The organism is Leucobacter sp. Ag1, assembly GCF_000980875.1.
GTDB classification, from domain to species: domain Bacteria; phylum Actinomycetota; class Actinomycetes; order Actinomycetales; family Microbacteriaceae; genus Leucobacter; species Leucobacter iarius.
The window spans coordinates 15,708-33,896 of record NZ_LAYO01000110.1 but is presented as its reverse complement, the minus strand read 5'-3'; the positions used below and the strand labels follow the sequence as shown (position 1 = coordinate 33,896).

Genomic DNA, 18,189 nt, shown 5'->3' with positions numbered 1-18,189 from the left:
CGACAGTCTGCCAGAGCGCCCACGGACGCCGAGGGGGCGAAACGACCCCTCGGTCGCTTCGCCCCCTCAGCGAGCGGAAATAGCGCGATCAGTCCCGCGCATCGGCGGGACCGCCGTCGGAGCGCGGCCCCGATCCGGCGGAGCCACCGGATCCGCCGGACCCGTTCGCGGCGCCGCTGCCCGCGGCCTCCGACGCGGTCAGCTCGCGCAGCTCCGCCTCGAGCGCCTCGGCCTCGGCGCCGCCGACGGCCTCACCGCGCGCGACCATGCCCGACTGATCCGACAGCGGGATCTGCTTGAGGAACAGCGCCAGCACGAACGAGGCCAGGATGAACGGCAGCACGTACCAGAACACCGGCGCGAGCGAATCCGCGTAGGCATTCACGATCCCGTCGCGGATCGGCCCGGGCAGCTCGCTCATGCGCTGCGGATCCAGCGTCGCGGTGGCCTGGCCGGGATCGGCGACCCCGGCGCCCGCGAACACCTTGCCCAGCTGCTCGCTGAGCCGCGAGGTGAACAGCGCACCGAAGATCGCGACGCCGAGCGACGCACCGACCTCGCGGAAGTAGTTGTTCGTGCTCGTCGCCGTGCCGATCACCTCGGGCGGAACCGAGTTCTGCGCCACCAGCACGATCACCTGCATGATCAGGCCGAGACCCGCACCGAAGAAGAACAGGTAGATGCAGATCAGCCAGATGGGGGTGTCCGCCGAGAGCGACGTCATCGCGACCATCGCCGCCGCCGTCACGAGCGTGCCGACGATCGGGTAGATCTTGTACTTGCCGGTCTTGGTGATCACGATGCCCGAGGCGATCGAGGTGCCCATCATGCCCACCATCATCGGGATCATGAGCAGGCCGGACGCCGCGGCCGACGTGCCCGACGACATCTGGAGGAAGGTCGGCACGAACGCGATCGCCGAGAACATGCCGATGCCGAGCGTCAGCCCGATCGCCGAGAACATGCCGATGCCGAGCGTCAGCCCGATCGCCGTGGTGTTGATGAAGATCGGGTTGCGGAAGAGCGAGAGCGGGATGATCGGATCCTCGGCCTTCGACTCGACCCACACGAACAGGCACACGGCGACCAGCAGGCCGGCGCCCCACATCCAGGTCTCGGGGGCGTCCCAGCCGTGCAGCTTGGCGTTGCCGCCGAAGTCGGTGAAGAAGATGAGGCAGACGGTCGCCGCCGAGAGCAGCATGACGCCGAGCACGTCGATCTTCTTCTCCGCCTTCTTGTTGGGCAGCGTGAGCGTGAACCAGGCGATCGCGAACGCCGCGATGCCGACCGGGATGTTGATGTAGAACGCCCACTCCCAGGTGAGGTGGTCGACGAAGTACCCGCCGAGCAGCGGGCCGGCCACCGCGGAGATGCCGAAGATGGCGCCGAGCGGGCCCATGTACTTGCCGCGCTCGGACGCGGGCACGATGTCGGCGATGATCGCCTGCGAGAGGATCATCAACCCGCCGCCGCCGAGACCCTGGATGGCGCGGAAGACGACGAACACCCAGAAGTCGGTCGCGAATGCGGCGCCGACGGACGCGAGCGTGAAGAGCGCGATCGCGATGAGGAAGAGGTTGCGGCGGCCCAGCACATCGCCGAACTTGCCGTAGATCGGCATCACGATGGTCGTGGCGAGCAGGTAGGCGGTCGTGATCCACGCCTGGTGCTCGACGCCGCCGAGCTTGCCGACGATCGTGGGCATCGCCGTCGAGACGATGGTCTGGTCGAGGCTGGACAGCATCATGCCGGCGATGAGCGCCGAGAAGATGATCCAGATGCGCTTCTGGGTCAGGAGGAGCGGCGCGTCAGCGGTGGCCGAACGGCCGGAGGCTGCGCGAGCGGGGGAACTCATGCGGATCCTTACTGTGGGGTGTGGCATCGGTGAGGGGGGGGGAAAGTCTGCGGGCACGCCGGAGCGCACCGGTGGAGCGAGGCGTCGTCGCTGGGCGGAGCGGGGTGTCCGTGGGAAGGGTGTCGGGTGCGCGCTGGCGCGGTCAGGAACTCGCGGAGGCCGCACCCGCCGGAGCGTCGGGATCCCGGAAGAGCCTGCGGGCCTGGGCCAGCGTCTCCTCCATCACCCCGCGCATGCTCACGGGCTCGGCGCCCGAGCCGACGGTCGCGAAGTAGTGGCTGATCGCGGCGTGCGCGATCGGCATGAGCGACATCAGTGCGAGCTGCACCCGCGGATCCTCGGGTTCGAGTCCCTCGCGCTGCGCGATGAGGGCGCGGACCATCTCGTGCTGCGCCTTGTTCTCGCGGATCAGGCGCGTCATGAACTCGGGTTCCTTCTCGAGCAGGGCGTGCATGTCGGTGAGGCTGCCCGTGATCTGCAGCATCTCGTCGAAGCTGCGCCAGGCGACCTCGACCAGATCGTTCAGCAGGGCGGGCCCGAGCTCGGCGTCGCCGGTGCCGCGGGCGACGAACCACTCGGCGAGCTCGGCGCTGATGGCGTCACTGGGGCGCCCGATGATCGCGTCCTCCTTCGTGTGGAAGTAGTTGAAGAAGGTGCGACGTGAGATGCCGACGATCTCGCACAGCTCCTCGACCGTGAAGCCGTTCATTCCGTGCTTCGCGGTGAGGCGTCGGGCGTTCTCGGTGAGGCTCAGGCGCGTGTGGCGCATGCGCCGTTCGCGCGAGGATTCTGCACTCTTGGTCACGGAGTGCAATTATGCACCATTCGCCTGAGAGTGCAAGTTTGCAGTAAGAGTCGTATGGCCACCCTGCCTCCGGTCAGGAAACCTGGGGAGGCTCGCTGCGGTTCCGCGCTGCGAGCTGCGCGTTGTAGCGTTCGAGCTCCGCGTCCTCCTCCGCCTCCCGGTGCCGAGCCGAACGCATCTCGCTCCTGCGCCACTTCGACAGGGTCGCGATCAGCACGATGAGCAGCGGGAGTTCTCCGTACGACCACGCGAGCCCGCCGGCGATCGCCTGGTCGAGCGGGCGCGGGATCCCCCAGCCGGCCGGATCGTCGGCGTAGGCGCGGAACAGCGGTGCGGTGCTCAGCAGCATCACGAGCCCGAACACGGCGTGGATCTGGATCTCGATCACGACGTCGGCGAGTCGAGCCCCGTACGAGGGCGCGCGCGGCAGCGGGTCGAGCGACCAGAGGGGCGCCGCGGCGATGATGCCGAGCAGGAGGAACAGGGCGAGCAGCACCCCGTGACCACCCGGGACCGCGAGGATCGCACTCACCGCATCGGTGAAGTAGAGCGCCGGGAACGCGAGGGCGGCGATGAGGATGGCGGCCGCGGGGTGCAGGAGGATCCTCGCGAAGGACGAACGGGCGCCTCCGATCGCCCCGCGCAGGATCGGCCGGCCGATCCCGCGGTGCGGAACCGCGCGCAGCAGCAGTCTGCCGGGGCTGCCCATGAGCAGCAGGGGTGGCACGACGACCATCAGGGTGATCTGCTGGAACAGCAGCGCGGACACGAGCGCCTCGGCCTGCGCGTTGACGCCGAGCCCGGTGGCGCCGAACCAGAGCGCGCAGCCGAGCACGAAGGACAGCGCGCGGACCGGCGACCAGCGCCTCCCCCTGCGCCACAGGGAGATCGCGCCGGTCAAGTAGGCCGCGCAGATGATCAGCGCGACCCAGGCGAGCGGCGAGGCGCGAAGCGGGTCGAATACGAACAGGTCGGCGAGGCCGAACGGCCCGGGTTCGATCGGGCTGGTGACTGGGCGGGCGGGCATAGCTGCTCCTCGGTCGATGCGTCTCGGGGCGCGCGTCCGTGCTCCCCTGCTCCGGCGCATCGGAGGTCGTCGAGGGGGCGCGGTGCGCAGCGCGCTGCACGCGTCGGGCGAGCAGCGGCGGGGAACCGAGAGGAATCAGGTTCGACTGATGGCGAGGACCGCCGGCGAGGTGCGGAGTGCGGGCGGCCAGGACGGCCGGCGGCGAGCATGCGGCCGGGCGCTGCCGGCGGTGAACCGTGCGAGAAGTCGGCGGCCCGATGCGAGCAGTAGGACGGCGGTCAACAGCAGGGCGAGGACGCACGCCGCGATCAGGTCGGCATGCTCGCCGCCCTGCGGCGAGAGCAGGGCTCTCGGGGCCGCAACGGGGACGTCCGCTGCGGAGGCCGGCGCCGGTGCCACTGCGGACGATCCGAGGACGTCGCTTGCCGCAGTCGCAGCTGCGGGCGCGGATCCGTGGTTCGCCGGGTCGGCGAGCAGCAGGGAGTGCATTCCGATGAGCCCGAGGAGGATCGCGCCGACGGCGAGGAACCTGCCGAGGCTCCCCCGCAGCGCCCGCTCATACCGCCTGCTCACCCGGGTCACGCTAGCAGTCCCTGCAGAGCGGTGGCCGGGCGGGTTCTTCAACTCGGCGGCGGCGGGCAGCCGAACCGTTCAGCGCAGGAACAGGATCCAGAGCGGCAGGCTGACGATCAGCCCGGCGACGAACGCGATGATGACCGCGAGGCCGCCCTGCCGCAGGAAGCGGCCCGGCACGCGCACCGTCGCCCACCGGGGATCGGCGGCGATCGCGCCCAGCACCGCCGCGTCGACGCGATCGTCGAGCACGGCGACATCCGGGTTCGCGGGGTCGAGCACGACCGACGCGGGAGCGTTCCGCTGAATCCCGTAGCGGGTGGGGAGCAGCACGTAGGCCGTGCGCGGCGGGCCGCTGTTCGGCAGGACCTTCACGAGCGCGAGGCGAGCGGACTCCGGGGACGCCGGGAAACGCATCGTCGCTGCGAGGCGCTGCTCACGGCCGAACACCTGTCCGATCCGCGCGGGGGCCGTCTCCCCCGGAGCCGCGCCGGTGGCGAGGAGTTGCGAGCGCTGCGCGATGAGGGTCACCAGGCGGTCGATCATGCGCAGACCGATACCGAGGTTCACGAAGATCACGACGAGGAGCGTCGGCAGCACGATCAGTTGCGGCGTGATGCCCCTCGGGTGGAATCCCTCGGCCGCGAGCACGATCGACTGCGCGATCATCAGTCCGAACAGCGCGCCGAGGATGGCCCCGGCCGCGATCCCGAAATTGCGCTGCAGAGACCAGTCCATGCCCTCAGTATGCAGTATCCCGGTACGCTGTGGCGATTGCGGCCGGGATGCCGGCGTCCGCGTGCCTCACCCGCGGTTGGATCGGCATTCGCCGACGGCCTATGCCTCGGCTGAACCCGGCTGCGGGAGGCGCTCTGCGATCTCGCGTGCGACGGCGGCCGCGGGTTTCGCGGTCGTGTCGATGACGGTCGCCTGGTCGTGCAGCCAGGAGTGTGCCGCGGCGATGTAGGGACGGACGTGATCGTGCCGGAAGCTCGACGGTCCCATGTCGGCGTCGTCATCGATGCGGCGTCGCAGCGTGGTCTCGTCCGTGTGCAGGACGAAGTGGTGGACGGTGATCTCGTGCCGCCGGAGATCGGCAGTGATCTCCTGCCAGTACTGTTCGGTGAGCACGGTCATCGGGATGATGAGGGTTCCGCCCACGTAGTCGAGCACCCGCCTGGCGGTTTCAGCGACGAGCGGTCTCCAGGGCGGCCAGTGCTGGAAGTTGCCCGTCTCGGGCAGGGCGGGCTCGATATCCATGAGCACCTCGCCGACCTTCTCCGCGTCGAAGATCCGCGACTGCGGCACCAGGGGCCGCAGGAGGCGACTGGTCGTCGTCTTCCCTGCCCCGTGCGTGCCGTTGAGCCAGATGATCACGATCCCCACAGTAGCTCTTGCCCGTTGCGGACGTGGTGCTCGCCCGTCGTTCGACTCGGGGATGACTACGCTGATTCAGAATCCGATGCGATCGAACGAGGAGTCATGATGTGGAAGGTTGGACCGGTCCGATCCGTCCGCGAAGCGGGAGCGTTCCGGAGCGCGGACATCCTCGATGTGCAGCTCGTCGGTGAAACCGACCGACCGCGTGCCATCTCGGAGGCCACGTATGCGGAGATCCGCGAAGCCTCGGACGCGCTGATCTCGGTGCGCGTGGATCCGCTGCGGTTCGATCCGGCGCAGATCGCCCGACTCGCTCCCGACTTCCTCGAGTTCACTCCTGCGGATCCTGAGAAGCCGGGCCGGCTCGCGGAACAGCTGGCGGCGGTCGAACCGCTCGGTATCCCGTTGGTCTGCACCGGCCTCACGATCGCCCGCGATGATCTGTCGCTGCTCGCCGACGAGTCCCACCTGCAGCGGCTGGTCGACGCCGGTGCGCGGTACGTGCAGGTCGAACTGCAGTCGTTCGTCGATCCCGACTTTCGCATTCGTGCAGCGGCTCGAGAACAGACCGTGGATCTTCTCGCCCGATTCCCGATCCTCATCTCGGATTCCTGGACCGATCTGGGCGCGCAGACCGGGATCGGCGAGGCGGGTGTCTTCTTCGACCTTCTCCAGGAGGGGATCGCTCCGGCCGGCGTCGCGCGCCTGACGCGGGGCCGCTGACCGACGGATTTCCGTGCACGCAAAGATGCCCGGCCAGGAAACGAGTCCTGACCGGGCACTATTCGAAGCTTGATTGGTAGGGCGTGCGGGGCTTGAACCCGCGACCGACGGATTATGAGTCCGCTGCTCTAACCGGCTGAGCTAACGCCCCTGGGCAACTCCCCCAGTCTATGACCCCGCCGAGGATCTCCTGGCCGCGGCCGCCGCGCGGCGCGCGCGAAACACGCGGATTCTGGGATCCAGGAAGCGCCACGCGAAGAGCAGCACGATGACGGCGAACAGCAGCATGGCGATCGCCCCGTCCGAGGTCGACAGGAACCCCGTGAGCATCGGATGCTCGGCGCGCGTCGCCGCATCGAACTCCCACCAGTGGTCCTGGCCGCGCACCGAAGCGCCCATCGAACGCGGGGTACCGCCGAGCTGCTGTCCGAGCCACGGTCGCACCACCGCGTTGAGCAGGACCCCGACGACGAGCGGCAGCACGAGGGCCATCATGAAGCTCGGCGGGCGCACACGGAAGCGGGACTCGGTCACCCGACGATCCTACGACCGCCGGCTGCGGGCGGCGCGCAGCCGGCCTCCCTGCCAGACTGGAGCGATGCCGCACCCCCTGTTCGACGCCCCCGCGCTCGAGGTCGCACCGCGCCTGCTCGGCGCCCGCGTCTCGGTGCAGCACCCGGACGGCGCCGTCACGATCCGCATCACCGAGGTCGAGGCCTACCACGGCGTCGGGGTCCCCGGCCCCTACGACGCGGGCTCGCACTCGAGGGACCGCCGCACCGAACGCAACGCCTCGATGTTCGGCCCGCCAGGCCATGCCTACGTCTACTTCAGCTACGGCATGCACTTCGCGCTGAACCTGGTCTGCTCGCCCGAGGGTTCCGCCTCGGGCGTCCTGCTCCGCGCGGGCGAGGTCGTCGCGGGCGAGGCGCTGGCGCGATCCTTCCGCGCGCGGAAGCGCGGCATCCCCGCCCCGGGCGGATCAGACGCATCGGGCACCCCGGGCGCACCGGAGATCCCGCACCGCGCCCTGGCCCGCGGCCCCGGCAACCTCGCGGCCGCGCTCGGGGTGACCCGCGAGGCGCACGACGGCCACGACCTCTTCACCGCTCCGTTCGCGTTCGAGCCGGCGCCGATGCTCGCCACCGAGATCGCGCGGGGACCGCGCGTCGGTGTGGCGGGCGAAGCGGGAGGTCCCGCGTTCCCGTGGCGGTTCTGGGTGCCGGGCGATCCGACGGTGTCGGCGTTCCGCCCCGGCCGCGGGGCGCCGCGCGGCTGAGCTCCGACAGGCCCGCAGCACCCACCGAACAGCGCCCTACTCCCCCGGCGCGAGCAGCCCGCTCTCGTAGGCGAGGATCACGAGCTGCGCGCGATCGTGCGCACCGACCTTGCTCATGATCCGGTTGACGTGCGTCTTCGCGGTGTGCGGTGAGATGAAGAGCTGCTCGGCGAGCTCCTGGTTGGATCGGCCTCGGGCGACGAGGAGGAGCACCTCGACCTCCCGCTCGGTGAGGCCGGAGAGCTCCGCGGGGACCCCGGTGGCGCGGGGGCCGGACGCGGGCATCACGTAACGACTGATGAGCGTCCGGGTCGCGACCGGCGAGAGCAGGGTGTCGCCGGCGTGCACCGCGCGCACCGCCCGAGCGATGTCCTCCGGTTCCGCCCCTTTGCCGATGAAGCCGCTCGCACCGGCGCGCAGCGCGGACACCACGTACTCCTCCTCCTCGAAGGTGGTGAGCACGAGGACCCGCATCCCGCCCGATCCGGGGTCGGCGCAGATCACCTCGGTCGCGCGGATCCCGTCGACCTCGGGCATGCGGATGTCCATGAGCACGACATCGGGGCGCAGCCGGGAAGCCTCCGCGATCGCCTCCCGACCGTCGGCGGCGGTGCCGATCACGTCGAGGTCGTCGTGCACCGCGAGGATGTCGGCCACCGCCTGCCGGATCAGCGGTTGGTCGTCGACCACGAGCACGCGGATCATCGGGCGCCCTCCTCGGGGATCGGGAGCACGGCGCTCAGGTGGAACACTCCGGCGATCCGTCCCGTGGTCACGGAGCCGCCGAGCGCGGCGACGCGCTCCCGGATCCCGACAAGCCCCAGGCCCGGGGACGACGCGGGATCCTCTTCGGCACCCGCGCCGACCGGGTTGGAGAGTTCGATGCGCAGCTCGTGCAGGTCGACGTCGAGCCGCAGCGCCGCTCGACGCTCGGAACCGTGCTTGAGCGCGTTGGTCAGACCCTCCTGCACCAGGCGGTACGCCGCCCGGTCGGTCGCGCCCGTGATCCGCGCGGGATCGCCGTCGACGCGGAGCTCGACGGCGAGGCCCGCCTCGCGCACCCCGGCCAGGAGCGCCTCGAGCCGGTCCAGGCCGGGCTGCGGCGCGGTCCCGGGATCGCTCGTCTCGCCGGCGCGCAGGTAGTGCAGCAGCTCTCCGATCTCGCCGATGCCGCCGCGCGCGGCCTCCCGGATCGTGCTGAGCGCCTCACGGGCGCGCTCGGGTCGCTCCTCGAGCAGGCCGGCCGCGACGCCCGCGTTCAGGTTGATCACCGCCAGCTGGTGCGCCACGGTGTCGTGCAGCTCCCGCGCGATGCGCAGCCGCTCCTCGGCGACCCGCTGCAGCGCCTCGCTCTCCCGCGTCTCCTCCGCGCGCTCCGCCCGCTCGGTCATCGCCGCCAGGTACTCGCGCCGCGAACGGGCGCTGTCGCCGAGGGCGGCCGCGATCGACAGCGCCGCACCGATCTGGAACACCCGGGGCGAGAACGAGGTCCAGTCGGTCACCGCGATGCTGAGCAGCAGGATCAGCCCGGTGGCGACGGCCGCCGCGATCAGCGCGAGCCGCCGAGGCGCCCGGTTCGCGAGCGTGAACGCCGCGATCGTGAGCCCGATCCCCGGTCCGATCGACGGCGAGGACCCGAGCGCGGCGAGGAAGAACACCGCGAACGTCGCGACGAAAACCGCGAGCGGCCAGCGTCGTCGGACGAACATGAGGCCGGCGGGGATCACGAGCAGCAGCACGCTCCAGAACTGGTGCAGCGCGCTCGGCTCCCCCAGGGGCGGCCCCGGCGGACGCCCCCAGGCGCCGGCCCCGGGCATGCCCCCGAACCCCATGCCCAGGCCGCTGCCCACCAGGATCCCGCCGCCCAGCAGCACGACGAGCGCGGCGGTCAGATCCGCCGCCCATCCGGGCCAGCGGTCGTGTTCCTCCGGCTCCGTCGCAGTCGCCCGTGCATCGCTCATGCCCCCAGTCTGCCCGCCTTCGCCCGAACGCGCGTCGCCCGAGCGCGGCATCCGGGATACCGCGATCGCGGTACGGGGTGTACCCGCAGGGGTGACGCGCCTCCGGAGCCGAGTCGGAAGACTCGGAACAGTTCTCGATCGAAGGACGAAAGGACCCCCGATGTACTGGACCATGCTGCGGCGCGAGCTGCTCGGACGGAAACGGCAGACGATCATCGTCGCAGCCGGACTCGCGATCGCCATCGCGCTCGTCATCGTCGTGTCGGCGCTCTCCGCCGGCGTCAAACAGGCGCAGACCCGCGCGCTCGAGGGCGTCTACGGCGTCGGCACCGACCTCACCGTGACCGGCGCCGCCACCCAGCCCGGCCAGGGCGGCGGCCCGCGCTTCGAATTCGGCCAGAACGACGGCCAGAGCAAGGACGGCACCACGACGCTCGCGAAGTCGCGCCTGATGTCGAACCCGCGCCAGGGCACGCTCGATGCCAGCACCGTCACCGCGGTCGGCAAGCTCGACGGCGTCGCGAAGGCCACCGGAGCGCTCAGCCTCACCAACACCACCTTCACGGGCGAGATGCCCGACCGCTCCCAGATGCAGTCGCAGGGCGGCGGCATGAGCGGCCCGCCCGAGGGCGGCGCAGGAGGGGCGGGCGGCTCCGGCGGCAGCTCCTTCGGTATCGAGAGCTTCACCGTGCTCGGCATCGATCCCTCGGCCACGGGCGTCGGCCCGCTGTCGGCGACGAAGGTGAGCTCGGGCCGCGCGCTCGCCGCATCCGATGCCGGGCAGAAGGTCGCCGTGGTCGACTCCCGCTACGCGAAGACCGAGAGCATCGCGGTCGGCGACTCGGTCGAGGTCGGCGGCAGCGCGGTCGAGGTGGTCGGCATCGTGGCATCGACCGGCGACGAGGCGGAGACCGCCGCGAACGTGTTCCTGCCCATCGACACGGCGCGCACCCTCGCGGGCGTGAAGGACGTCGTCTCGACGGTGTACGTGAGCGCCGACTCCGCGAGCGGCATCGACGCCCTGCAGCAGAAGATCGAGAAGCAGGTCCCGGACGCCACCGTGAGCTCGCAGGCGGATCTCGCCGCGCAGGTCTCGGGATCCCTCTCGAGCGCCTCCTCGCTGATCACGAATCTCGGAACCTGGCTCTCGATCATCGTCCTCGCGGTCGCCCTGGTCATCGCCATGCTGCTGACCAGCTCGGGCGTCTCGCGGCGCACCCGGGAGTTCGGCACGCTGAAGGCCATCGGCTGGTCGAACCGGCGCGTGGTCGGACAGCTCGCCGGCGAATCCGGCGTCCAGGCCCTGATCGGTGGCGTCGTGGGTCTCGTGCTCGGTCTGGGCACGGTCGGGATCATCAACCTGATCGCCCCGAAGATCGGCGGCGGCTCCACCGCCACCGCGGGTCGCGCGGCCGCCGAGGGCGCGATGCCCGGCGGTGCGGGCGGCGAAATGCCCGGGAGCGGGAGCGGAATGCCCGGCGGCTTCGGACGCGCTGCGCAGCAGGCGACCGAGATCGTGCTGCACGCTCCCGTGACGCCCTGGGTCGTGGCGGCCGCGATCCTGCTCGCCCTGCTGGGCGGTCTGGTCGCCGGCAGCTTCGGGGCCTGGCGCGCCGCACGTCTCAGCCCGGTCGAAGCGCTGAGGGCCGTCGCATGAGCCCCCTCGACGCGGCGCAGCCGGATCCCCAGCTCACCACCGATCCAGAACGGAACGAGACGCAGATGAACCCCACGACCCAGGCGGTCCCCGAGGCCGCCGTCTCCCCCGAACCCGAGCCCGCTGACCGGTCGCGCATCGAACCGATCTACGTGCTGGAGGGCGTCACCAAGAGCTACCGCATGCAGGGGCGCACCCTCACCCCGCTCACCGGAGTGGACATCAGCATCATGCCCGGCGAGTTCGCGACGATCCAGGGCCCCACCGGCGGCGGCAAGTCGACGCTGCTGCAGCTGCTCGGCGCGCTCGACCGGCCGAGCAGCGGGGTGCTCCGGCTGGACGGCATCGACCTCGCCGCGGCGCGCGACGGGGTGCTCACCCGGATGCGCGCCGCGCAGATCGGCTTCGTGTTCCAGTCGTTCAACCTGATCCCCACGCTCACCGCCAACGAGAACGTGAACGTGGCGCTCGAGGGACGCGGCATGACCGCGTCCACCCGGACCGAGCGCGTCGCCGAGGCGCTCGCGAAGGTCGGGCTGGCGGACCGCGGCGGCCACCGCCCGAGCGAGCTGTCGGGCGGGCAGCAGCAGCGCGTCGCGATCGCGCGCGCCATCGTCGCGGGACCCAAGGTGCTTCTCGCCGACGAGCCGACGGGCAACCTCGACGAGTCGATGCGCGACGAGATCCTCGAACTGCTGGAGGGGCTGAACCGCGAGGGCCTCACCATCGTCGCGGTCACCCACGACTCCGCGGTCGCGAAGCGGGCGCACCGGCGGCTCCGCCTCGACGGCGGCCGCCTGCACGAGGTGCGGCGCTAGTCGCGGCTCGGGGCGGTGCCCGGCTCGGCCTGGGAGCCGACGCCGGGCGCCGCCTCGTCGAGCACGTTCGCACCGTTCTGCGGGTGGAACCGGGCCAGCATGATCACACCCGCGACCGCGATGAGGCCGCCGATCACGAAGCCGAGGATCTGGAGTCCGTTCGCGCCGGACGCCTCACCGAGCACGAGGATGCCGATGAGCACCGCGACGAGCGGGTCGATGACCGTGAGGCCGGCCACCACGAGGTCGGGCGGGCCCGAGGAGTAGGCGTTCTGCACGAACACCATGCCGAGCAGGGCGCCGAGCACGAGCAGCGCCGCGCAGGCCCAGGTGAGCCATTCCACGTCGCCCTGCTGGAAGCGGACGATGATGGTCTTCGCGAGCGTCGCGACGAAGCCGTAGAGCACGCCGGCGCCGACGATGTAGAGCAGCGCGATCCGCTTGTGCCGCAGGGCGAGGAACGCGATGACCGCGAGCACGAGCACGACCGCGTAGGTGATCAGGATCACGAGCAGCTTGTCGTTGCCGATCGGCCGCTCGACCGCCGCGAAGGCGGCGACGGTGACGTAGGTGACGATGCCGCCGACGCACATGGCGATCGCGGTCTTCGCCCGCTTGCCGAGTCGGACCCCCGAGAGACGGGAGTTGAGGATCGAGGTGATCACCAGGCCGACGACACCGATGGGCTGCACGACGATGATCGGGGCGACCGTCAGCGACAGCAGCTGGAACACCACCGCGAGGCCGAGGCACAGCGTGCCGACGACCCAGGAGGGCCGCCGCATCAGGCTGAGCACATGCCGGAAGGAGAGCCCGGAGCCGGCGCTCTCGCCCGTGATCCGCTCGACCTTGTTGAGGCCCCGCGACTGGTACTGGGCGCCGAACGCGAGCAGGGCCGCGCCGACGAGCGCGGCGAAGATGCCGAGGAGCTGCTTGGGCGAGAACTCGACCTCGCTCGCGATCTCGGCGGTCTCGAGCAGGAACGGCGCGGTGCCGACGGAGAGGAGGCTCGAGATCACTCCTCCAACCTACCCGTTCGCGGAGCGGGGTGTGCCGCGCATGATGTCGATGAGTCGCGCAGCGGCCCGCGGCACCTCGTCGTTGATGATGATCTCGTCGAACTCGTCGGCGGCGGCGAGCTCGACCTTGGCGGTCTCGAGCCGGCGCGCGCGCTCCTCGCTGTCCTCGGTCCCGCGCCCCACGAGGCGGTTGACCAGTTCGTCCCAGCTGGGCGGGGCGAGGAACACGAGGCGGGCGTCGGGCATCGAGGCGCGCACCTGGCGCGCGCCCTGCAGGTCGATCTCGAGCAGCACGAGCTCGCCGCGCTCGGAGGCCTCCTGCACGGGACCGCGCGGCGTGCCGTAGCGGTACTTGTTGTGCACGGTCGCCCACTCGAGCAGCTCGCCCGCGGCGAGCATGCGGTCGAACTGCTCGTCGCTCGTGAAGAAGTAGTGCGTGCCGTCGACCTCGCCCGGGCGCGGGGCCCGGGTGGTCGCCGAGACCGAGAGGCTCACCTCCGGGTAGTGCTCGCGGATGTAGGTCGCCACGGTGCCCTTGCCGACCGCGGTCGGGCCGGCCAGCACGGTGAGCGGCGGGCGTGTGCCCGCGGCTTCGGCGCCGACGCGCTCGCGGACGAAGCCCTCGAGCCGCTCGCGCTGCTGACGGCCGAGGCCGCCGAGGCGTTTGCGCTCCGAGATGCTGAGCTCCTCGAGGATCCGGCTGAGCTTCACCTGGCCGATCGCGGGGAACGAGAGCAGGAAGTCGGTGACGCGGAGCGACGCGGCCGGGGTCTCGGGGACCCGTGCCTGCTCGAGCACGCGCAGGGGCGACGCCTCGCCGCTGCGCAGCCGGCGCTTCACCTCGGCCCGCGCGCGCCGCGCGGCGACCGCCGCCCGGCTCGCAGCCGTCCGATCCACGTCGGGCATTGCCCGATCCGATGCCCGCTCCTCGGCCATCCCTACCCCTTCAGTGCTTCTGCGATCGCATTCGCCCGGTCCCGCACTCGCGCGGCGAGGCCGTCGGCTCCCCCGGCGAGGACGCTGCGCGATTCGTTCGCGAGGATCGCGTCGCCGAGACCACCAAAGATATCGCGTGCGCGTTCAATCTGCGCGCCCTGGAACCCGAAGCCGGGTGCCAGCACCGGCAGCGCGGGCCCGGCCGGCCGCACCGAGGGATCGATGCCGAACTCGTCGAGCACGAGCGTCGCCCCCAGAACGACGCCGATCGAGCCCACCGGAGCCGTCGCGTCGTGCGCCAGATTCCACGCCGCCGAATCGCCGACCATGGCGTTCGCCACGGTCGATCCATCGGTGCGCACCGCGGTCTGCACCGGGCGCGCCTCGGGGTTCGAGGTCGCGGCGAGCACGAACAGGCCCTTGCCGTGCTCGCGCACGTGGCCGAAGGCTCCGTCGAGCGTGCCGAAGCCCTGGTAGGCCACCACGGTCATGGCATCGACCTCGAGCGGCGAGCCGGGCGTGAGCCAGGCGTCGGCGTACGCGGCGAAGCTCGAGCCGATGTCGCCGCGCTTCACGTCGGCGACCACGGCGAGCCCTGCGGCGCGAGCGTCGGCGAGCACCCGCTCGAGAGCGACGAATCCCGCCGAGCCGAAGCGCTCGAAGAAGGCGATCTGCGGCTTCACGCACGCCGCGACGCCGGCGGCGGCCGCGACGACGTCGCGGCCCATCCGCTCGGCTCCGGCCGCGTCGTCGGAGACTCCCCAGTCGGCCAGCAGCGGCGCGTGGGGATCGATCCCCGCGCACAGGTGCCGGCCCGCCGCGAACTCCGCGGCGAGCCGGTTCCCGAAGGTGACCGTGGTCATCGAGCGGCCTCCGCGCGGGCGGCGACGCGGTCGGCCTCGTACTCCTGCAGCGACTTCACGTCGAAGCCGCGCTGCTGGGCCGAGATCGCGCCCACGGCCGCCGAGAGCTCGGAGATCGTCGTGAAGATCGGCTTGTCGGCCGCGACGGCCGCCGCACGGATCTCGTAGCCGTCGGCGCGAGCCGAGCTGCCCGAGGGCGTGTTGATGATCATGTCGATCTCGCCGCGGTTGATCAGGTCGACGATGGTGTCGCCCTCGGCCTGGGCCGAGTGCTTGCGCACCGTCTCGCTCTCGATGCCGTTGCGGCCGAGCACCACCTGGGTGCCGGGCGTCGCGAGGATCCGGTAGCCGAGCTCCTGCAGACGGAGCGCGGGCAGCACGACCGCGCGCTTGTCGCGGTCGGCGACCGAGAGGAACACGGTGCCCGACGTGGGCAGCTCGCTCCCCGCGGCCGACTGGCTCTTCGCGAAGGCGACCGGGAAGGTGCGGTCCATGCCCATGACCTCGCCCGTCGAACGCATCTCGGGTCCGAGCAGCGAATCGACCACGAGGCCCTCGTGCGTGCGGAAGCGTTTGAACGGCAGCACGGCCTCCTTGACCGCGATCGGCGCGTCGATCGGAGCGCGCGAACCGTCGCGCTCGGGCAGCAGGCCCGAGTCGATGAGCTGCTGGATCGACTCGCCGGCCATCAGGCGCGACGCGGCCTTCGCCAGCGGGATCCCGAGCGCCTTCGAGACGAACGGCACCGTGCGCGACGCGCGCGGGTTCGCTTCGAGCACGTAGAGCACGCCCTGGCCGATCGCGAACTGCACGTTGAGCAGGCCGCGCACGCCGATGCCTTCGGCGATGCCCAGCGTCGCCTCGCGCACCGCCGCGATCTGGTCGTGGCCGAGCGTGACGGGCGGCAGGGTGCAGCTCGAGTCGCCCGAGTGCACGCCCGCCTCCTCGATGTGCTCCATCACGCCGCCGACGTAGAGCTGCTCGCCGTCGTAGAGGGCGTCGACGTCGATCTCGATCGCGTCGTCGAGGAACCGGTCGACGAGCAGCGGATGGCCGGGGCCCACGAGGGCGTGGCCCTCGATGCGCTCGAAGTAGCCGCGCAGCGAGGCCGTGTCGTAGACGATCTCCATGCCGCGGCCGCCGAGCACGAACGACGGGCGCACGAGCACCGGGTAGCCGATCTCCTCGGCGACGCGGACCGCGCCCTCCTCGTCGATCGCCGTACCGTTGCGCGGGGCCAGCAGGCCGGCGCGCTCGAGGATGTTCGAGAACGCACCGCGCTCCTCGGCGAGGTCGATCGCCTCGGGAGTGGTGCCGAGAATCGGGACCCCCGCGTCCTTGAGCGGCTGCGCGAGGCCCAGGGCGGTCTGGCCGCCGAGCTGCACGACGACGCCCAGCAGCTCGCCCGACGCCTGCTCGGCGTGGATGACCTCGAGCACGTCCTCGAGCGTGAGCGGCTCGAAGTACAGACGGTCCGAGGTGTCGTAGTCGGTGGAGACCGTCTCGGGGTTGCAGTTGATCATGATCGTCTCGTAGCCCGCCTCCGAGAGCGCGAACGAGGCGTGCACGCAGGAGTAGTCGAACTCGACGCCCTGGCCGATGCGGTTGGGGCCCGATCCCAGGATCACGACCTTCTTGCGATCGCTCGGCGCGACCTCGGTCTCGAGGTCGTAGGACGAGTAGTGGTACGGCGTGAGCGCCGGGAACTCGCCCGCGCAGGTATCGACCGTCTTGTAGACGGGGCGGAGGCCCAGGCCGTGGCGCAGGCCGCGGATCTCGGACTCCGAGACCCCGCGGATCGCGGCGATCTGCGCGTCCGAGAAGCCGTGGTCCTTCGCCTCGCGGAGCACATCGAGGGTGAGCTGCGGGGCCGCCTTGACGGACTCCGCGACCTCGTTGATGAGCTGGATCTGGTCGAGGAACCACGGGTCGATCGCGGTCGATTCGAAGACCTGCTCGATCGTCGCGCCGAGGCGCAGCGCCTGCTGCACGTCGACGATCCGGCCGTCGGTCGGACGCTTGATCGTCTCGAGGATCTCGGCGACGGGACGCGTCTCTTCGCCCCAGTGGAACGAGGTGCCGCGCTTCTCGAGCGAGCGCAGCGACTTCTGCAGCGCCGTCGTGAAGTTGCGGCCGATCGCCATCGCCTCGCCCACCGACTTCATGGTCGTGGTGAGAGTGTCGTCGGCGGCCGGGAACTTCTCGAACGCGAAGCGGGGGGCCTTCACCACGACGTAGTCGATGGTCGGCTCGAAGCTCGCGGGCGTCTTCTGCGTGATGTCGTTCGGGATCTCGTCGAGGCGGTAGCCGAGGGCCAGCTTCGCGGCGATCTTGGCGATCGGGAAGCCGGTGGCCTTCGACGCGAGCGCCGACGAACGCGAGACGCGCGGGTTCATCTCGATGACGATCACGCGGCCGGTCTTGGGGTCGATCGCGTACTGGATGTTGCAGCCGCCCGTGTCGACGCCCACGCGACGGATGATGTCGATGCCGATGTCGCGGAGCTTCTGGAACTCGCGGTCGGTCAGCGTCAGCGCGGGCGCGACGGTGATCGAATCGCCCGTGTGCACGCCGACGGCGTCGACGTTCTCGATCGAGCAGACGACCACCGTGTTGTCGGCGGTGTCGCGCATGAGCTCGAGCTCGTACTCCTTCCAGCCGAGGATCGACTCCTCGAGGAGCACCTCGGTGGTCGGGCTGTAGTGCAGGCCGTCGCCCGCGATGCGGACGAGGTCCTCCTCGGTGTAAGCGAAGCCCGATCCGAGGCCGCCCATGGTGAAGGACGGGCGCACGACGAGGGGGTAGCCGAGGTCCTTGGCGAACTCCTTCGCCTCCTCGATCGTGTGGGCGACGTGCGATCGAGCGACGTCGGCGCCCGACTCGATCACGAGGTCCTTGAAGATCTGGCGGTCCTCACCGCGCTGGATCGCGTCGACCTTCGCGCCGATGAGCTCGACGCCGTGCTTCTCGAGGATCCCGAGCTCGTGCAGCGACATGGCCGCGTTGAGCGCGGTCTGGCCGCCGAGGGTCGGCAGGATCGCGTCGGGGCGCTCCTTGATGATGATCGACTCGATGACCTCGGGGGTGATCGGCTCGACGTAGGTCGCGTCGGCGAAGTCCGGGTCGGTCATGATCGTGGCCGGGTTCGAGTTCACGAGGATGACGCGCACGCCCTCCTCGCGGAGCACGCGGCAGGCCTGGGTGCCCGAGTAGTCGAACTCGCAGGCCTGACCGATGACGATCGGGCCGGAGCCGATGACGAGGACGGAGTTGATGTCTGAACGCTTGGGCAT

The 18,189-nt window shown here is 70.9% G+C and carries 17 protein-coding genes and 1 tRNA gene; 4 read left to right on the top strand and 14 right to left on the bottom strand.

All coding sequences use genetic code 11. The features are described 5' to 3' along the window. Positions 1-88: 88 nt before the first annotated feature. The 6 genes from XM48_RS14965 to XM48_RS14940 form a co-directional block, all read right to left on the bottom strand. Entirely contained in the window at positions 89-1,855 is a 1,767-nt protein-coding gene (locus XM48_RS14965; protein WP_084821217.1) for an MDR family MFS transporter, read from the bottom strand. A gap of 142 nt (positions 1,856-1,997) precedes the next feature. After that, positions 1,998-2,660 carry a TetR/AcrR family transcriptional regulator gene (locus XM48_RS14960; protein ID WP_156175088.1) on the bottom strand — a complete coding sequence of 221 codons (663 nt, stop codon included), beginning with the start codon at positions 2,658-2,660 and terminating at the stop codon, positions 1,998-2,000. Between the two features lie 73 nt (positions 2,661-2,733). Then, the gene (locus XM48_RS14955) at positions 2,734-3,687 is read right to left on the bottom strand and encodes a cytochrome c oxidase assembly protein (RefSeq protein ID WP_046456645.1); all 954 of its coding nucleotides are present in this window, start codon (positions 3,685-3,687) and stop codon (positions 2,734-2,736) included. 135 nt (positions 3,688-3,822) lie between these two features. Next, a complete protein-coding gene (locus XM48_RS14950) occupies positions 3,823-4,260 on the bottom strand; it encodes a hypothetical protein (protein WP_156175087.1) in 438 nt (145 codons plus the stop codon). Between the two features lie 78 nt (positions 4,261-4,338). Continuing rightward, positions 4,339-4,998: a hypothetical protein gene (locus XM48_RS14945; protein ID WP_046456643.1), complete on the bottom strand. Its 660-nt coding sequence runs from the start codon at positions 4,996-4,998 to the stop codon at positions 4,339-4,341. Between the two features lie 99 nt (positions 4,999-5,097). After that, positions 5,098-5,646, bottom strand: a complete 549-nt coding sequence (locus XM48_RS14940) for an AAA family ATPase (RefSeq protein WP_231580913.1) — start codon at positions 5,644-5,646, stop codon at positions 5,098-5,100. Positions 5,647-5,742: 96 nt separating this feature from the next. Here XM48_RS14940 and XM48_RS17145 point away from each other — a divergent pair, with 96 nt between their 5' ends. After that, positions 5,743-6,363 (top strand): hypothetical protein, encoded by a 621-nt coding sequence (locus tag XM48_RS17145; protein WP_052961555.1) that lies wholly within the window; start codon positions 5,743-5,745, stop codon positions 6,361-6,363. Between the two features lie 74 nt (positions 6,364-6,437). On the opposite strand, the gene XM48_RS14930 is transcribed toward XM48_RS17145, so the two are convergent. Beyond that, a tRNA-Ile gene (locus XM48_RS14930) sits at positions 6,438-6,514 on the bottom strand. A 17-nt stretch (positions 6,515-6,531) separates the two neighbouring features. Next, positions 6,532-6,897 carry a hypothetical protein gene (locus XM48_RS14925; RefSeq protein ID WP_046456642.1) on the bottom strand — a complete coding sequence of 122 codons (366 nt, stop codon included), beginning with the start codon at positions 6,895-6,897 and terminating at the stop codon, positions 6,532-6,534. Positions 6,898-6,961: 64 nt separating this feature from the next. On the opposite strand from XM48_RS14925, the gene XM48_RS14920 reads away from it, so the two are divergent. Next, a complete protein-coding gene (locus tag XM48_RS14920; RefSeq protein WP_046456641.1) occupies positions 6,962-7,642 on the top strand; it encodes a DNA-3-methyladenine glycosylase in 681 nt (226 codons plus the stop codon). 36 nt (positions 7,643-7,678) lie between these two features. Here the strand turns inward: XM48_RS14920 and XM48_RS14915 are convergent, their stop codons facing one another. Both XM48_RS14915 and XM48_RS14910 read right to left on the bottom strand, forming a co-directional pair. Then, the gene (locus XM48_RS14915; protein WP_046456640.1) at positions 7,679-8,347 is read right to left on the bottom strand and encodes a response regulator transcription factor; all 669 of its coding nucleotides are present in this window, start codon (positions 8,345-8,347) and stop codon (positions 7,679-7,681) included. Further along, on the bottom strand, positions 8,344-9,603 hold the full coding sequence (locus XM48_RS14910; RefSeq protein ID WP_052961554.1) for a sensor histidine kinase: 1,260 nt from the start codon (positions 9,601-9,603) through the stop codon (positions 8,344-8,346). Before XM48_RS14910 ends, XM48_RS14915 begins: the two co-directional genes overlap by 4 nt. A 160-nt stretch (positions 9,604-9,763) precedes the next feature. Here XM48_RS14910 and XM48_RS14905 point away from each other — a divergent pair, with 160 nt between their 5' ends. Then, a complete protein-coding gene (locus XM48_RS14905; RefSeq protein ID WP_046456639.1) occupies positions 9,764-11,260 on the top strand; it encodes an ABC transporter permease in 1,497 nt (498 codons plus the stop codon). Between the two features lie 146 nt (positions 11,261-11,406). Next, on the top strand, positions 11,407-12,078 hold the full coding sequence (locus tag XM48_RS14900; RefSeq protein ID WP_046456756.1) for an ABC transporter ATP-binding protein: 672 nt from the start codon (positions 11,407-11,409) through the stop codon (positions 12,076-12,078). Here the strand turns inward: XM48_RS14900 and XM48_RS14895 are convergent. From XM48_RS14895 to carB, 4 genes are read right to left on the bottom strand one after another with little or no spacing between them, the layout of a single operon-like run. Further along, a complete protein-coding gene (locus XM48_RS14895) occupies positions 12,075-13,097 on the bottom strand; it encodes a DMT family transporter (RefSeq protein WP_231580911.1) in 1,023 nt (340 codons plus the stop codon). The two genes, XM48_RS14900 and XM48_RS14895, sit on opposite strands and share 4 nt — an antisense overlap. 9 nt (positions 13,098-13,106) lie before the next feature. Continuing rightward, complete coding sequence (gmk, locus tag XM48_RS14890; RefSeq protein ID WP_231580910.1) at positions 13,107-14,003, bottom strand: guanylate kinase; 897 nt, start codon at positions 14,001-14,003, stop codon at positions 13,107-13,109. A gap of 32 nt (positions 14,004-14,035) precedes the next feature. Then, on the bottom strand, positions 14,036-14,896 hold the full coding sequence (gene pyrF / locus XM48_RS14885) for an orotidine-5'-phosphate decarboxylase (protein ID WP_046456637.1): 861 nt from the start codon (positions 14,894-14,896) through the stop codon (positions 14,036-14,038). Further along, positions 14,893-18,189: a carbamoyl-phosphate synthase large subunit gene (gene carB, locus XM48_RS14880; protein ID WP_046456636.1), complete on the bottom strand. Its 3,297-nt coding sequence runs from the start codon at positions 18,187-18,189 to the stop codon at positions 14,893-14,895. Before carB ends, pyrF begins: the two co-directional genes overlap by 4 nt.